The following is a 14,108-nucleotide window of genomic DNA, read 5'->3' on the forward strand; positions in this document are numbered from 1 at the left end:
GTGTTACTCCGGCAGCGGTCGACCGCGGTACAGCGCCTCGAAGGTGTTGAGCGTGCGGTTGATGTCGTGCACGGCGACGGCATCGAGGGACGCCTGCTGCATACGCTTTCGCTCGTCGGGAGCCGCACTGAGCACGTCGGTCAGGCGCGCGGCGAGCTCTTCGGCATTGCCCGGCTCGAAGAGGTAGCCGTTGTCTCCCTCGTGCACGAGGTGCGGGAGGGCCACGGCGTTCGCGGCGACGATCGGCAGGCCGGATGCCATGGCCTCCATCGTGGCGATCGACTGCAGCTCCGCGATCGAGGCGATGGCGAAGACACTGGCCCGTGAGTACAGCGTGCGCAGGTCCTCTTCGGAGGCGTGGCCGTGGAACGTCACCCGCGAGGCGACTCCGAGCTGCTGCGCGAGGGTCTCGAGCTTGGCGCGCTGGTCGCCGCCGCCGACGATGTCGAAGGTGGCATCGAGAGCGGGGTCGAGCTGCGACAACGCCGTCAGCACGACGTCGATGTGCTTCTCGGTCGTCAGCCGCCCGACGAACAGGATGCGGTTGGCATCGCGCGGCGTGAAGTCGGGCCGGTAGTTGGAGCGGTCGATACCGCACGAGATGGGGATGACGCCCGAGATGTCGATCGTCGACTCGAGGAAGTCGGCCGCCTTGCGGGTGGGGGTCGTCACCGCACGCGTCATCTTGAACGTGCGCTCCGCGTCGGCCCAGGCCAGCTTCACGAAGAGGCGGTCGAGCGCGTCGGGCAGGGTCGTGAAATCGAGGATGTTCTCGGCCATCACGTGGTTCGTCGCGATCACCGGGATGCCGCGCTTGCGCGCCTCGCGGGCGAGACCGCGACCGATGATGATGTGCGACTGGATGTGCACGACATCGGGCTTGATCTCGTCGAGCAGGATGCGGGCGTAGTGCTTCGCGCGCCACGGAAACACGAAGGTGAGCCAGTCGTGCGGCAGGAAACGGTGAGAGGGCAGCCGGTGCACCGTCATCGGCTGGTCTTCGATGACCTCTGTGCCGGTGCCGACTTTGCCGTGCTGCGCGCTGGGGGCCGCGACGTGCACCTCGTGTCCGCGGGCGACGAGACCCGCCGCGAGACGTTCGGCGAAGCGGGCGGCACCGTTGACGTGCGGGAGGAAGGTGTCGGCGCCGATGAGGATCCGCAGCGGCCGATCGGGGGCCGGCACCGCTTCGGGCGCGGTCGAGGAGTCGGTCGACGCGGCGGGCGCGGGAGGATCGGCGGGCGTCGCAGGAGTGGTCACGAGGGGTGAGGCCTATCTATGCGGCGGTCGTGGCGAGGGGAAGGTGCATGCGCTTCCCCACTGTACCCGAGCGAATTTCGGAGGCCCCGGGCCGCTTCACGGGTGGCGCCGACGGTCCCCCGGATCCCGGACGGACGACGAAGCCCGCCCGGCGCGGAACCGAGCGGGCTTCGAGGGCTGACGCGAAGCGGTGACGTCACTCGTCGGTTCGGGGCTCGGAGGCAGGGACGCCCTGCGCAGGACGCGGCGGACCATCGGTGCCTGCCGCGGCAGGGACCTCGGATGCCGCCACCGCCATCGCCGAGACCACCACGGCGTCATCCGTCGCCGGTGAGCGCGGCGGGTCGCCGTCGCGCTGCCCCTCCGCCGAGACCGGGTCGAGGTCGGTCGTGGCCTGTTCGAACTGCGAACGGTAGAGGCGGTAGTACGCCCCCTCGAGCGCGATGAGCTCGTCGTGCGTGCCCTTCTCGACGATGTCGCCGTGCTCCATCACCAGGATGAGGTCCGCATCGCGGATCGTCGACAGGCGGTGCGCGATCACGAACGACGTCCGCCCCTCGCGCAGCGCGGCCATCGCCTGCTGCAGCAGCAGCTCGGTGCGGGTGTCGACCGACGAGGTCGCCTCGTCGAGGATCAGCACCGACGGGCGCGCGACGAACGCCCGCGCGATCGTGATGAGCTGCTTCTCGCCCGCCGAGACGTTGGCTGCGTCCTCGTCGAGCACGGTGTCGTACCCCTCGGGGAGCGAGTGCACGAACTGGTCGACGCGGGTCGCCACGGCGGCCTCGATGATCTCGTCGTCGGTGGCGCTCTCGCGGCCGTAGCGGATGTTGTCGCGGATCGATCCGGCGAAGAGCCAGGGATCCTGCAGCACCATGCCCGTACGCGAACGCACGTCGTCGCGTCGGAGCTCGGCGATGTCCTGCCCGTCGAGCAGGATGCGCCCGCCGTCGAGCTCGTAGAACCGCATGATCAAGTTCACCAGAGTGGTCTTGCCCGCACCGGTCGGGCCGACGATCGCCACGGTCTGCCCGGGCTCCACCCGGAACGACAGGTCGGTGATCAGCGGCCGCTCCGGCGTATACGAGAACCGGACGTTCTGGAACTCGATGACACCGCGTCCGTCGACGTGGGTCGGGGCGTCCGCGGCATCGGGGTCCTGCTCCTCGGCGTCGAGAAGCGCGAAGACGCGCTCGGCCGAGGCGGTGCCCGATTGCACGACCGCTGCCATTCCGCCCAGCTGCGACAACGGCTGCGTGAACTGCTGCGAATACTGGATGAAGGCCTGCACGTCACCGAGGCGGATCTGTCCGCCGGCCACCATCAGTCCGCCGAGCACGGCGATGCCGACGTAGGTGAGGTTTCCGACGAACATCATGCCCGGCATGATCATGCCCGAGAGGAACTGCGCCGTGAAGCTCGCCCGGTACAGCTCCTCGTTCTCGACCTCGAACTTCTCGCGCGCGTCCTTCTCGCGGCCGTAGACCTTCACGAGGGCGTGACCCGAGAAGGACTCTTCGACGCGGGCGTTCAGGCGACCGACCTTCTTCCACTGCTCGCCGAAGGCCTTCTGCGACTTCGGCCCGATGACGCCGAAGATGACCGCCATGAGCGGCAGCGAGACGAGGGCGACGAGCGCGAGCTGCCACGAGATCGTGAACATCATGATGAGCACGCCCACGACGGTCAGCACCGAGGTCAGGGCGCTCGAGAGCGACTGCTGCATCGTCTGCGTGATGTTGTCGATGTCGTTGGTCACACGGGAGATGAGTTCTCCGCGCTGGACCCTGTCGAAGTACGACAGCGGCAGGCGGTTGATCTTCGCCTCGACGTCTTCGCGCAGGCGCCACATGGTGCGCACCATGATGACGTTGATCACGTAGCCCTGGATCCACGACAGCAGCGACGAGCCGACGTAGATCGCGAGCACCGTCACGATGACGCGTCGGAGCGCGTCGAAATCGACCCCGGCCCCCACGGAGAAGTCGTCCATCGCGCCGACGATGTTGGCGATGTCGTTCTGACCGGCGGAGCGCAGGGCGTCGACGACCTCGGCCTGCGAGGTGCCGGCGGCGAACTGCTGGGCGAGGCCTTTCGAGACGACGCCTTCGAAGATGATGTTCGTCGCATCCCCCAGCACGCGCGGTGCGAGCACCGCGAGGACGACGCCGAGGGCGCCGAGGATCGATACGAAGACGAAGGCCGCGGCGTGCGGCCGCAGAAGCCCGACGAGGCGGCGGAAGCTGGGTCCGAAGTTCGAGGCCTTCCCGGGCGCGACGCTGTCCCAGCTGCCGGAGTTCAGTCGCGCCTGTTCGGCGAGTTCTGCCTCGGCGCGCTCTTCCTCGGTGAGGGTGTCGGGAGTGCTCATGCCTCGACCCCCAGCTGCGACTCGACGATCTCGCGGTAGGTGGCGCTCGTGGCCAGCAGCTCGTCGTGCGTGCCGAGGCCGGCCATGCGACCGTCCTCGAGCACCACGATGCGGTCGGCGCCCGTGATGGTCGACACGCGCTGCGCCACGACGATCTTGGTCACCTCCGGTAGCTCTTTCCACAGCGCTTGTCGCAATCGAGCGTCGGTGCTGAGGTCGAGTGCCGAGAACGAATCGTCGAAGACCAGCACCGCGGGGCGGTGCACGATGGCCCGCGCGATCGCGAGGCGTTGGCGCTGACCGCCCGACACGTTCGTCCCACCCTGTGCGATGCGCCCCTCGAGCCGGCCCTCCATCGCCTCCACGAAGTCGCGGCCCTGAGCGATCTCGAGGGCATGCCAGAGCTCGGCGTCGGTGGCCTCTTCACGTCCGAAGCGGAGGTTGGATGCGACCGTGCCGCTGAAGAGGAAGGGCCGCTGCGGCACGAGCCCGATGCTCTTCCACAGCACGTCGAGATCGGCCTGTCGAACGTCGACACCGCCGACGCGCACGGCACCCGACGTGACGTCGAACAGGCGTGGGATGAGCGAGACGAGTGTCGTCTTGCCCGCACCGGTGGAGCCGACGATCGCGACGGTCTCGCCGGGTCGGGCCGTGAAGCTGATCCCCGAGACGACGGGAGACTCCGCGCCCGGGTATGCGAAGGCGACGTCGTCGAACACGATCGCGCCGGGGTCGGGCAGTCGCTCGACGGGATTCGCCGGACGCTCGAGCGTCGATCGACTGTCGAGCACCTCGCCGATGCGCTCGGCCGAGACGGCGGCACGCGGGATCATCACGGTCATGAAGCTCGCCATGAGGACGCCGCCGAGGATCTGCGCCACGTATTGGATGAAGGCGAACAGCGTGCCGATCTCGACGCCGCCGGCATCGACCTGGATGCCGCCGAACCAGATGACACCGACCACCGTGACGTTGAGGACGAGCATCGCCAACGGGAAGAGCAGCACGAAGAGCGAGCCCACCTTGCGACCCACCACGAGGATGTCGGTGTTGGCCTCGCGGAAGCGCTCTTCTTCGATGCGCTCACGGACGAAGGCCCGCACGACGCGAACTCCCGTGAGCTGTTCGCGCATGACGCGGTTCACCGCGTCGAGCTTGGTCTGGTAGCTGCGGAACAGCGGCACCATGCGCGCGATGATGAGCCCGGCCGCCACGAGCAGGGCGGGCACCGCGACGGCGATCAGCCAGCTGAGACCGACGTCTTGCTGCAGGGCCATGACGATGCCGCCGATGGCGAGCAGCGGGGCGCTGACGAGCATGGTCGCGCCCATCATCGCCAGCATCTGCACCTGCTGGACGTCGTTGGTGTTGCGCGTGATGAGAGAGCCCGCGCCGAACTGCGACAGCTCGCGCTCGGAGAAGCCGCTCACGCGCTCGAACACGTCGAGGCGGATGTCACGGCCCGCGGCCATCGCGGCCCGCGCGGCGAAGTAGGTGGCGATCACGGATGCCACGATCTGCCCGAGCGAGATCAGGAGCATGAGCCCGCCCTGCGACCAGATGAAGCCCGTGTCACCGCGCGCGACGCCGAGGTTGATGATGTCGGCGTTCAGGCGCGGGAGATAGAGCGTCGCGATCGCGGACGCCGCCTGGAACACCAGGATGGCGACCAGCAACCAGCGATAACGCGAGAGATAGCGGATGAGGAGTTTGCCGAGCACGAAGCCCTCCGAGCAGATCGACGCGGTCGCGATGACCGCTGGACCCAGACTGGCACCGACCTCCGACAACGGCCACCCGCTCCGGTGTGGGGGCGTTCTCCCGCCGCGAACGCCGGGAGCCGGTATCCCGCTCCCCGGCGCCGGATCGTAGGCTGATCGCATGTCCCGACTGCAGGCCGACGCCCCCGCCGACCTCTGGGTGCCCGTGACGGGTTCGCTCGGCTTCCGCGGCCGCCGCCACCGGAAGGCCGCGATCGGCATGCTGCTGAGCCAGGCCAATCAGGCCGCCGGCGCCGCTCCGAAGCCGGGCGGCGGTGCGTTCGCCTGGATCCTGAGCCAGGCGGCGCCCCTTCTCATGCGCCGCGCGGCCGGGCGCGTGCTCGTCTGGGTCTGGAAGAGCGACCCCGAGCTGCTCGTCGTGATGGCGCAGCTGCAAGAGGCCACGCCCCAGCTGCGAACCGCTCGCGCGATGATGCCGATGGAGTACGACGACACCGAGTCGTTCCGAAACCCCCATCTCGGTGTGGGCGAGAAGCTCGCGATGCCGCTCCCGAGCGATCCGAAGACGCCGCCGTTCGCCACCTACACGTGGGACACGGGTTCGCACTTCGTCACCGTGACGGCCGTGTGCTCGGATCGCGAGCGTTTCGGCACGGTCATCGCGTCGGTCGACGAGGTGGCGCGCACGATCCGGGTGGTCGACGACATGAAGCTCGGCGAGTCGCCCACGGTCCTGCGACTCGACCCGGCCTGACCCGGGGAACCGTTCGGAGAACGGCCGTCGCGTTCGACACGGGGAGATCTCGGCGGAACCGCCCTGCTACCGAGGCACACCCCTGTGTCGTCGCACCGACGGAGCAAGACGGGTGTTATCGGCCGACGACTCCGGGAGACACCGAGAAGAAGACGGCGCTTCAGTCGCCGTGCATGTCGCGCGGCCGCCACAGCACGATGTCGGTGGCGCGGCGCACGCGGGCTCCATGGCGGAGGGTCACGACCGATCCGGTCGCCCCGGCCGCGAAGACACGGGCCCCGGGGCGGGACTGCCGCTCGATCGTGAGCTGACGTTCGAGGTCGTTCACACGGCGGGCGAGCTCGTGCACCCGCTCCTCGAGGGCGAGCAGGCGGGCGATGGCCGGCAGGCTCATGCCCTCGCCCGAGAGCCGTGCGACTTCGCGCAACTGCTGCACGTGGCGGCTCGAGTACCGCCGTGACCCGCCCTGTGTGCGCGCGGGCACGACGAGACCGAGCCGGTCGTACTGCCGCAGGGTCTGCGGGTGCATGTTCGACAGCTCGGCGGCCGCGGCGATGGCGAAGATCGGAGCGTCTTCGTCGATCTCTCTCTCGGACACGTCTTCACCTCTTTCGTCGTGCCGGGTGCGGTGCCGGGTTCTCGGCATCCTGTCGTATCGGATGCCGAGAACCTCGGCGACGCGCGCGGTGTTATCGCGCCTTGGCCATCAGGTCGGCGCGGGGGTTCTCTTTGGGCTCGAGCTCGTGGAACCGCTCGAGGGCTTCGCGAGCGGCGTCGTCGAGATGAGTGGGAACCGCGACCTGGACCTCGGCGAGCAGGTCGCCGGAGCCCTTCGTGGTCTCGATTCCGCGTCCCTTGACGCGCAGCACGCGGCCGGACGGTGTTCCGGGGGCGACGCGCAGGCGGACGGGGTCGCCCCCCAGCGTCGGCACCTCGATGGTCGCGCCCAGCGCCGCCTCGGTGAAGGTGACCGGCACGGTGAGGCGGAGGTTGAGTCCGTCCCTCGTGAACACCGGGTGCGGACGCACCGCGACGGTCACGACGATGTCGCCGCTCTCGCCGCCGTCGGGCGACTTGCGCCCCCGTCCGCGCAGACGGATCTTCTGCCCGTCCGAGACGCCGGCCGGGATCTTCACTTTGAACGGCACGTTGTCTTCGCCCGCGAGGGTGATGGTCTCGCCCTTGGCCGCGGTGACGAAGTCGAGCGTCGTCCGCGCGGTGACGTCGGCGCCCTTCTGTGGACCGCCGAAGCCGCGGAACCCTCCGGTCGTCTGGCCGAACCGGCCGGAGCCGAAGCCGCCGCCCTGCTGGTCGAACATCGTGAAGAAGTCGTCGAAGCCGCCGGATGGCGCCTGGCGCCCCTGGCCGAAGCGGCTGAAGACGTCGTCGAAGCCGCCCCCGCCCCCGGCCCCCGGAGCCGAGAAGCGCGCCCCCGAGCCCATGGCCCGGATCTGGTCGTACTCCTCGCGCTGCTCGGGGTCGTTGAGCACCGAGTAGGCCTCGCTGATCTCTTTGAACTTCGCCTCGGCCTTCGCGTCTCCCGGGTTCGAGTCGGGGTGGTACTGGCGCGCGAGCTTGCGGTACGTCTTCTTCAGATCGGCAGCGCTGACGCTCTTGTCGACACCGAGGACCTTGTAGAAGTCCTTGTCGAACCAGTCCTGACTCGCCATTCGTCCTCCTCCTAGGCCGGCACGGCGACGACGACCTTCGCCGGTCGCAGTTCGACCGAACCGAGGCGGTAGCCGACCTCGACGACCTCGAGGATCGTCGTCTCGGTCACGCCCGGAGTCGGGGCCTGGAAGATCGCCTCGTGCTGCTGCGGGTCGAACACGTCGCCGACGGCGCCGTACGAGACCACGCCGAGGCGCTCGGCCACGGCCCGCACCTTGTCACCGATGGCCGCGAGCGGGGTGCCCTCGACCAGATCGCCGTGCTTGGCGGCGCGGTCGAGGTCGTCCATGACGGGTAGCAGGCCCTTCACGGCCTCACCCTTGGCGCGCTCGATCTCGCGCTCGCGCTGCTCCTCGGTGCGCCGACGGTAGTTGGCGTACTCGGCCTGCAGGCGCTTGAGGTCGATCAGCAGCGAGGCCTCCTTGTCGGAGGAAGCCCCCTCTGCGGCGGCCTCGGGCGTCTGCTCGGCCCCGAGGATGTCGTCGATGGTCAGGCCCTCGGCATCCGGTTCCTGCGTCTCGGACTGCTCGCCCGACGGCGCGGGGCCGGAGGTGTTCTCCTCCGGCCCCGTCTCGTCAGGACCGGCGCCCGAGCCCGTGGGCTGTTCGTCGTCCTTGTGTGCCATGTTCTATCGCTTACTTCTTGTTCTCGTCGGTCGGCTCGTCGTCGACGACCTCGGCGTCGATGACGTCTTCCTCGGGGTTCGGCGTCTCACCGTTGCCGGGCTGGCCCACGTTGGGGTCGGCCTGCTCGCCCGCGGCCTGCGAGGAGGCGTAGACGGCCTCGCCGAGCTTGCCCTGGCTGGCGTTCAGCTTGTCGAACGCGGTCTTGACCGCGTCGTCGTCGTCGCCGGCGAGAGCCGTCTTGAGTGCGTCGACATCGCCCTGCACCTCGGTCTTGACCTCGGCGGGGAGCTTGTCCTCGTTCTCCTTGATCAGCTTCTCGATCGAGTACGACAGGGTCTCGGCCTGGTTGCGGGTCTCGGCGGACTCGCGGCGCTTCTTGTCGTCGGCCGCGTTCTCTTCGGCCTCGCGCACCATGCGCTCGATGTCTTCCTTCGGCAGCGACGAACCACCGGTGATGGTCATCGACTGCTCCTTGCCGGTGCCCTTGTCCTTCGCCGAGACGTGCACGATGCCGTTCGCGTCGATGTCGAAGGTGACCTCCACCTGCGGGATGCCGCGGGGGGCCGGGGCGATGCCGGTGAGCTCGAAGGTGCCGAGCGGCTTGTTGTCGCGGGTGAACTCGCGCTCGCCCTGGAAGACCTGGATCGCGACCGACGGCTGGTTGTCGTCGGCGGTGGTGAAGGTCTCGCTGCGCTTGGTCGGGATGGCCGTGTTGCGCTCGATGAGCTTGGTCATGATGCCGCCCTTGGTCTCGATGCCGAGGCTCAGGGGGGTGACGTCGATGAGCAGGACGTCCTTGCGCTCGCCCTTGAGGACACCGGCCTGCAGGGCTGCACCCACGGCCACGACCTCGTCGGGGTTCACGCCCTTGTTGGCATCCTTGCCCGTCTCCTTCTTGACGAGCTCGGCGACCGCGGGCATGCGGGTCGAGCCGCCGACGAGCACCACGTGGGCGATGTCGTCGACCTTGACGCCGGCCTCGCGGATGACGTCGGAGAAAGGCTTGCGGGTGCGGTCGAGGAGGTCCTTGGTGAGGTCCTCGAACTTCGCGCGGGTGAGGGTCTCGCTGAGCGAGACGGGGCCCGAGTCGGTGAGCGACAGGTACGGCAGGTTGATGCTGGTCGAGGTCGAGCTCGACAGCTCCTTCTTGGCCTGCTCGGCCGCCTCCTTCAGACGCTGCAGGGCGATCTTGTCACCCGAGACGTCGACGCCGGTCGTGTCCTTGAACTGCTTGATGAGGTAGTCGACGACGCGCTGGTCCCAGTCGTCTCCACCGAGGCGGTTGTCACCCGAGGTGGCGCGCACCTGGATGGTCGAGAAGTCGTCGTCCTTGCCCACTTCGAGCAGCGAGACGTCGAACGTTCCACCACCGAGGTCGAAGACGAGGATGAGCTCGTCTTCCTTACCCTTGTCGAGGCCGTACGCGAGGGCTGCCGCGGTGGGCTCGTTGATGATGCGCAGCACGTTGAGGCCCGCGATCTCACCCGCCTCTTTGGTGGCCTGACGCTCGGCGTCGTTGAAGTACGCGGGCACCGTGATGACGGCGTCGGTCACGCTGTCACCGAGGTACTCCTCGGCGTCGCGCTTGAGCTTCTGGAGGATACGGGCCGAGATCTCCTGCGGCGTCCACTTCTTGCCGTCGACGTCGAAGGTCCAGGTGGTGCCCATGTGGCGCTTCACGCTGGAGATGGTGCGGTCGACGTTGGTGACGGCCTGGCGCTTGGCGGTCTCGCCGACGAGCACCTCGCCATCCTTCGTGTAAGCGACGACCGAGGGGGTCGTGCGGAAACCCTCGGCGTTGGCGATGACCTTGGGCTCGCCACCCTCGAGCACGCTCACGACGGAGTTGGTCGTACCGAGGTCGATTCCCACTGCACGGGGCATATGTGTCTCCTTGCTTGTGAGCACGGCCGTTGCCGCACTCGGGGTTCTGGTTGAAAGTCTCTGCGCGGGTTGAGCCGCGATGACTCAAGGCTAACGCACGCCCTCCGGGTCGTCAAGAAGAGTTGATATGAAATGGCTCAACTTCCGGATGCCGTACCACCCGGCGCGCTGTGCGCTCCGCGTTCCGCGGCCGCGGGGCACCGGCATCCCGAGCGCCCGTGTCCCGATGCGTGCAGGCCGTGTGCCGAAACGGCGGCGCGGACGGCGCTCGAGTGGGACACGGTCCGCACCGAGCACCCGGCCTCCCGGCCCCCCTGTCCCCTTCTGCGCAGACCATGTCCCGAAATGGGCTCTCTGCCAGGCCCCAGCCAGCACGAAGTGGGACATGGCCCGGTTCGCGACGGGCCGCGCACATCGCGCGGGCCGCTGGCCCGGTGCACGCACGACGCCCCCGCCACCGGAAGGTAGCGGGGGCGTCGAACGGATGCCGGGGCTCAGTCGCGGTCGCGGTCGCGGCGCTGGGGACGGTCGCTGCGCTTGGCGGAGCGCCCGCCCTGGTCGAGGCGCAGGTCGATCAGCTGACCCGAGATCCGCGTGTCGGCAAGGCGGCCGATCGTGTCGCTCGACAGGTCGGCGGGGAGCTCGACGAGCGAGAAGTCCTGGCGGATCTGGATCGCGCCGAAGTCGCCCCGGCGCAGACCCCCCTCGTTCGCGAGCGCGCCGACGATCTGACGCGGCTCGACGCGCTGGCGACGACCGACCGCGATGCGGTAGGTCGCGAAGCGGCCGGAGGTGTCGCGGCGCGGGCCGCCGTCGCGCGAACCGCCGTCACGCGAACCGCCCTCGCGCGCGGGCCGGTCGTTGTCGAAACGCTGCTGACGGAAGGCTTCGGCCTCGAGCAGCAGCGGCGTGTCGCCCTGGGCGACCACGGCGAGAGCTGCGGCCACGTCGGCCTCGGGCACGTCGTGGTGAGCGACGTAGTGGGCCACGACGTCGCGGAACGTCGCGATGGCCGCGGTGTCCTCCAGGGCGGTGGTGATCGCGTCGTCGAAACGGGTCAGGCGCGTGGCGTTGACGTCGTCGACGCTCGGCAGCGACATCTCGGTCAGCGGCTGGCGCGTGGCCTTCTCGATCGCGGTGAGCATGCGGCGCTCGCGCGGGGTGACGAAGCTGATCGCGTCACCGGTACGACCGGCGCGACCGGTGCGGCCGATGCGGTGCACGTACGACTCGGTGTCGATCGGAAGGTCGTAGTTGACGACGTGGCTGATGCGGTCGACGTCGAGGCCGCGGGCGGCGACGTCGGTGGCGACGAGGATGTCGAGCTTGCCCGACTTCAGCTGGTTGACCGTGCGCTCGCGCTGCACCTGGGCGACGTCGCCGTTGATGGCGGCGGCGGTGTAGCCGCGGGCGCGCAGCTTCTCGGCGACCGTCTCGGTCTCGTTCTTCGTGCGGGTGAAGACGATCATGCCCTCGAAGTTCTCGACCTCGAGGATGCGCGTGAGGGCGTCGATCTTCTGCTGGTACGAGACGATCAGGTAACGCTGCGTGATGTTCGTCGAGGTCGCGGTCTTGGTCTTGACCGTGATCTCTTCGGGATCGTTGAGGTACTGCGCCGAGATGCGACGGATCTGCACCGGCATGGTCGCCGAGAACAGCGCGACCTGCTTGGTCGAGGGCGTGTCGGCGAGGATCGTCTCGACGTCTTCGGCGAAGCCCATCTTGAGCATCTCGTCGGCCTCGTCGAGCACGAGGTACTTCAGCTCGCTCAGGTCGAGGGTGCCCTTGTCGAGGTGGTCCATGATGCGACCGGGGGTGCCCACGACGATGTCGACGCCGCGGCGCAGGGCCGACAGCTGCTGGCCGTAGCCCTGACCGCCGTAGACGGGGAGCACCGAGACGCCCTTGATGTGGGCGGCGTACTTCTCGAACGCCTCGCACACCTGCAGGGCCAGCTCACGGGTGGGAGCGAGCACGAGAGCCTGCGGGTTCTTGTGGCCGGTCTCCATCTGCGACAGCACCGGCAGCGCGAAGGCAGCCGTCTTGCCCGTTCCGGTCTGGGCGAGGCCGACGACGTCGCGACCCTGCAGCAGGACCGGGATCGTGGCCGCCTGGATCGCGGAGGGGGTCTCGTACCCGACGTCCTTCAGGGCCTTGAGCACAGCGGCATCCAGTCCCAGATCGGCGAAGGTGAGCTTTTCGGGGGTGGTCTCCGCCTCAGCGGAGTCGACGGGGGTTTCGGATGCCATGACTCCACGGTAGTCTCCTCCGCGCCCACGCGCGGGCCGGGGTCTAACCTGAACGCGCACGTCGACGACGGCGTGGCCTGATCCCGGCCTTACCGGGTGTTCACCGAAGGGCCCTACCGTGACCCCCATGCCTCCCCCCGCCGCCACCCCGACCGGCGTCTCCGCACGCCGTCCCGTGCTCGCCTGGGCCCTGTGGGACTGGGGCTCCGCGGCCTTCAACGCCGTGGTCACGACCTTCGTCTTCAGCACCTATCTGGCGAGCCAGCTCTTCGTGGACCCCGCGATCGTGGCCGCCGCGGACGGTAACGACAAAGACCCCGCCCTCGTGCGCGCCCTCGCCGACAACGCCACCCTCGTCGGCGTCGCCCTGATGATCGCCGGGATCGTGGTGGCGCTCGTGGCCCCCGTCCTGGGCCAGAGATCCGACGGCACCGGCCGCCGCAAGCTCTGGCTCGGCATCAACACCGGACTCGTCGTGATCGCGATGGCGGCGATGGTGTTCGTCGAGGGCACTCCGCACTTCCTCGTGCTGGGAGCCGCTCTGATCGCGGTCGGCAACGTCTTCTTCGAGTTCGCGAGCGTCAACTACTACGCGATGCTCACCCAGGTCTCGACCCGCGAGAACATCGGCCGCGTCTCCGGCTTCGGGTGGGGCATGGGCTACGTCGGCGGCATCGTGCTGCTGATCCTGCTGCTCGTGCTGTTCATCCAGAGCTTCGGGGATCCGGATGCCGGTGGGCTCCTCGCCGTGACCAAGGACGGCGGTTGGAACATCCGCCTGGCGGTGGTGGCATCCGCCCTCTGGTACGCCGTCTTCGCGATTCCGGTGCTGCTGCGCGTACCCGAGATCCCGGCCCGCGAGCGGCGGGTGAAGGTCAGCTTCTTCCGCTCCTACGTTCTGCTGTGGGCCACGCTGCGATCACTGTGGCGCGACAGCCGACAGGTCCTGGTGTTCCTCGTCGCCAGCGCGGTGTTCCGCGACGGGCTGACGGGCGTCTTCACCTTCGGGGCGATCATCGCCGCGCAGGTCTTCGGCTTCAGCTCGACGCAGGTGCTCTACTTCGCCGTCGCGGCGAACGTCGTCGCCGGTATCAGCACCTTCGCGGCCGGACGCCTGGACGACCGGTTCGGACCCAAGCGCGTCATCATGGCCTCGCTCATCGGACTCATCGTGCTCGGCAGCGCGGTGCTGTTCATCGGCACCTCGCAGACCGCGTTCTGGATCGTGGGCCTCGGCCTGTGCGCCTTCGTCGGTCCGGTGCAGTCGGCGAGCAGGTCCTTCCTCGCGCGCGTCGCCCCCGAGGGGCGCGAGGGCGAGATCTTCGGCCTCTACGCCACGACCGGTCGCGCCGTGTCGTTCCTCGCCCCGGGCCTGTTCGCGCTGTTCGTCGGGCTGACGGGCGACACGCGCCTCGGCATCCTGGGCATCGTGCTAATCCTCGGCGCGGGGCTGCTGCTGCTGATCCCGGTGAAGGCGAAGCCGGCCGTCATCGCCTGATCCCGCGCCGGCCGAGGTCCAGGGCGCCGGTCGGGCCACATGCTTCGCGCGAGCCCGGCGACCCCGACCGTGCG

10 protein-coding genes are annotated in these 14,108 nt (G+C 68.9%); 2 read left to right on the forward strand and 8 right to left on the reverse strand.

From position 1 onward, the window contains the following. Nucleotides 1–3 precede the first annotated feature (3 nt). The 3 genes from QE454_RS05265 to QE454_RS05275 form a co-directional block, all read right to left on the reverse strand. On the reverse strand, nt 4–1,260 hold the full coding sequence (locus QE454_RS05265) for a glycosyltransferase (RefSeq protein WP_373459396.1): 1,257 nt from the start codon (nt 1,258–1,260) through the stop codon (nt 4–6). Between the two features lie 196 nt (nt 1,261–1,456). Further along, nucleotides 1,457–3,628, reverse strand: a complete 2,172-nt coding sequence (locus QE454_RS05270; protein WP_307457322.1) for an ABC transporter ATP-binding protein — start codon at nt 3,626–3,628, stop codon at nt 1,457–1,459. Then, nucleotides 3,625–5,352, reverse strand: coding sequence for an ABC transporter ATP-binding protein (locus QE454_RS05275; protein WP_307457319.1), 1,728 nt, complete (start codon nt 5,350–5,352; stop codon nt 3,625–3,627). The genes QE454_RS05270 and QE454_RS05275 overlap by 4 nt, the downstream gene beginning before the upstream one ends. A 160-nt stretch (nt 5,353–5,512) precedes the next feature. Here QE454_RS05275 and QE454_RS05280 point away from each other — a divergent pair, with 160 nt between their 5' ends. Beyond that, the gene (locus tag QE454_RS05280; RefSeq protein WP_210076852.1) at nt 5,513–6,106 is read left to right on the forward strand and encodes a hypothetical protein; all 594 of its coding nucleotides are present in this window, start codon (nt 5,513–5,515) and stop codon (nt 6,104–6,106) included. Nucleotides 6,107–6,266: 160 nt separating this feature from the next. Here the strand turns inward: QE454_RS05280 and QE454_RS05285 are convergent, their stop codons facing one another. From QE454_RS05285 to QE454_RS05305, 5 genes are all read right to left on the reverse strand, one after another. Continuing rightward, nucleotides 6,267–6,704, reverse strand: a complete 438-nt coding sequence (locus QE454_RS05285; RefSeq protein ID WP_056224717.1) for a heat shock protein transcriptional repressor HspR — start codon at nt 6,702–6,704, stop codon at nt 6,267–6,269. A 91-nt stretch (nt 6,705–6,795) separates the two neighbouring features. Continuing rightward, entirely contained in the window at nt 6,796–7,776 is a 981-nt protein-coding gene (locus QE454_RS05290) for a DnaJ C-terminal domain-containing protein (protein WP_307313764.1), read from the reverse strand. A gap of 11 nt (nt 7,777–7,787) precedes the next feature. Continuing rightward, the gene (locus QE454_RS05295) at nt 7,788–8,402 is read right to left on the reverse strand and encodes a nucleotide exchange factor GrpE (RefSeq protein WP_116239535.1); all 615 of its coding nucleotides are present in this window, start codon (nt 8,400–8,402) and stop codon (nt 7,788–7,790) included. Nucleotides 8,403–8,412: 10 nt separating this feature from the next. Continuing rightward, complete coding sequence (dnaK, locus tag QE454_RS05300; protein ID WP_307457316.1) at nt 8,413–10,287, reverse strand: molecular chaperone DnaK; 1,875 nt, start codon at nt 10,285–10,287, stop codon at nt 8,413–8,415. Nucleotides 10,288–10,781: 494 nt separating this feature from the next. Continuing rightward, complete coding sequence (locus tag QE454_RS05305) at nt 10,782–12,536, reverse strand: DEAD/DEAH box helicase (protein WP_307457313.1); 1,755 nt, start codon at nt 12,534–12,536, stop codon at nt 10,782–10,784. A gap of 127 nt (nt 12,537–12,663) precedes the next feature. Between QE454_RS05305 and QE454_RS05310 the strand changes: the two genes are divergently transcribed. Continuing rightward, nucleotides 12,664–14,034, forward strand: a complete 1,371-nt coding sequence (locus tag QE454_RS05310; protein WP_307457310.1) for an MFS transporter — start codon at nt 12,664–12,666, stop codon at nt 14,032–14,034. Nucleotides 14,035–14,108 lie beyond the last annotated feature (74 nt).

The sequence above is a fragment of the Microbacterium sp. SORGH_AS_0454 genome, assembly GCF_031453395.1.
Taxonomy (GTDB): Bacteria; Actinomycetota; Actinomycetes; order Actinomycetales; family Microbacteriaceae; genus Microbacterium.

Excerpts from the sequence above, each read along its gene's own strand:
- QE454_RS05270 (WP_307457322.1), bottom strand. The coding sequence starts at position 3,628 with ATGAGCACTCCCGACACCCTCACCGAGGAAGAGCGCGCCGAGGCAGAA.
- QE454_RS05280 (WP_210076852.1), top strand. The coding sequence starts at position 5,513 with ATGTCCCGACTGCAGGCCGACGCCCCCGCCGACCTCTGGGTGCCCGTG.
- QE454_RS05290 (WP_307313764.1), bottom strand. The coding sequence starts at position 7,776 with ATGGCGAGTCAGGACTGGTTCGACAAGGACTTCTACAAGGTCCTCGGT.
- QE454_RS05295 (WP_116239535.1), bottom strand. The coding sequence starts at position 8,402 with ATGGCACACAAGGACGACGAACAGCCCACGGGCTCGGGCGCCGGTCCT.
- dnaK (WP_307457316.1), bottom strand. The coding sequence starts at position 10,287 with ATGCCCCGTGCAGTGGGAATCGACCTCGGTACGACCAACTCCGTCGTG.
- QE454_RS05305 (WP_307457313.1), bottom strand. The coding sequence starts at position 12,536 with ATGGCATCCGAAACCCCCGTCGACTCCGCTGAGGCGGAGACCACCCCC.
- QE454_RS05310 (WP_307457310.1), top strand. The coding sequence starts at position 12,664 with ATGCCTCCCCCCGCCGCCACCCCGACCGGCGTCTCCGCACGCCGTCCC.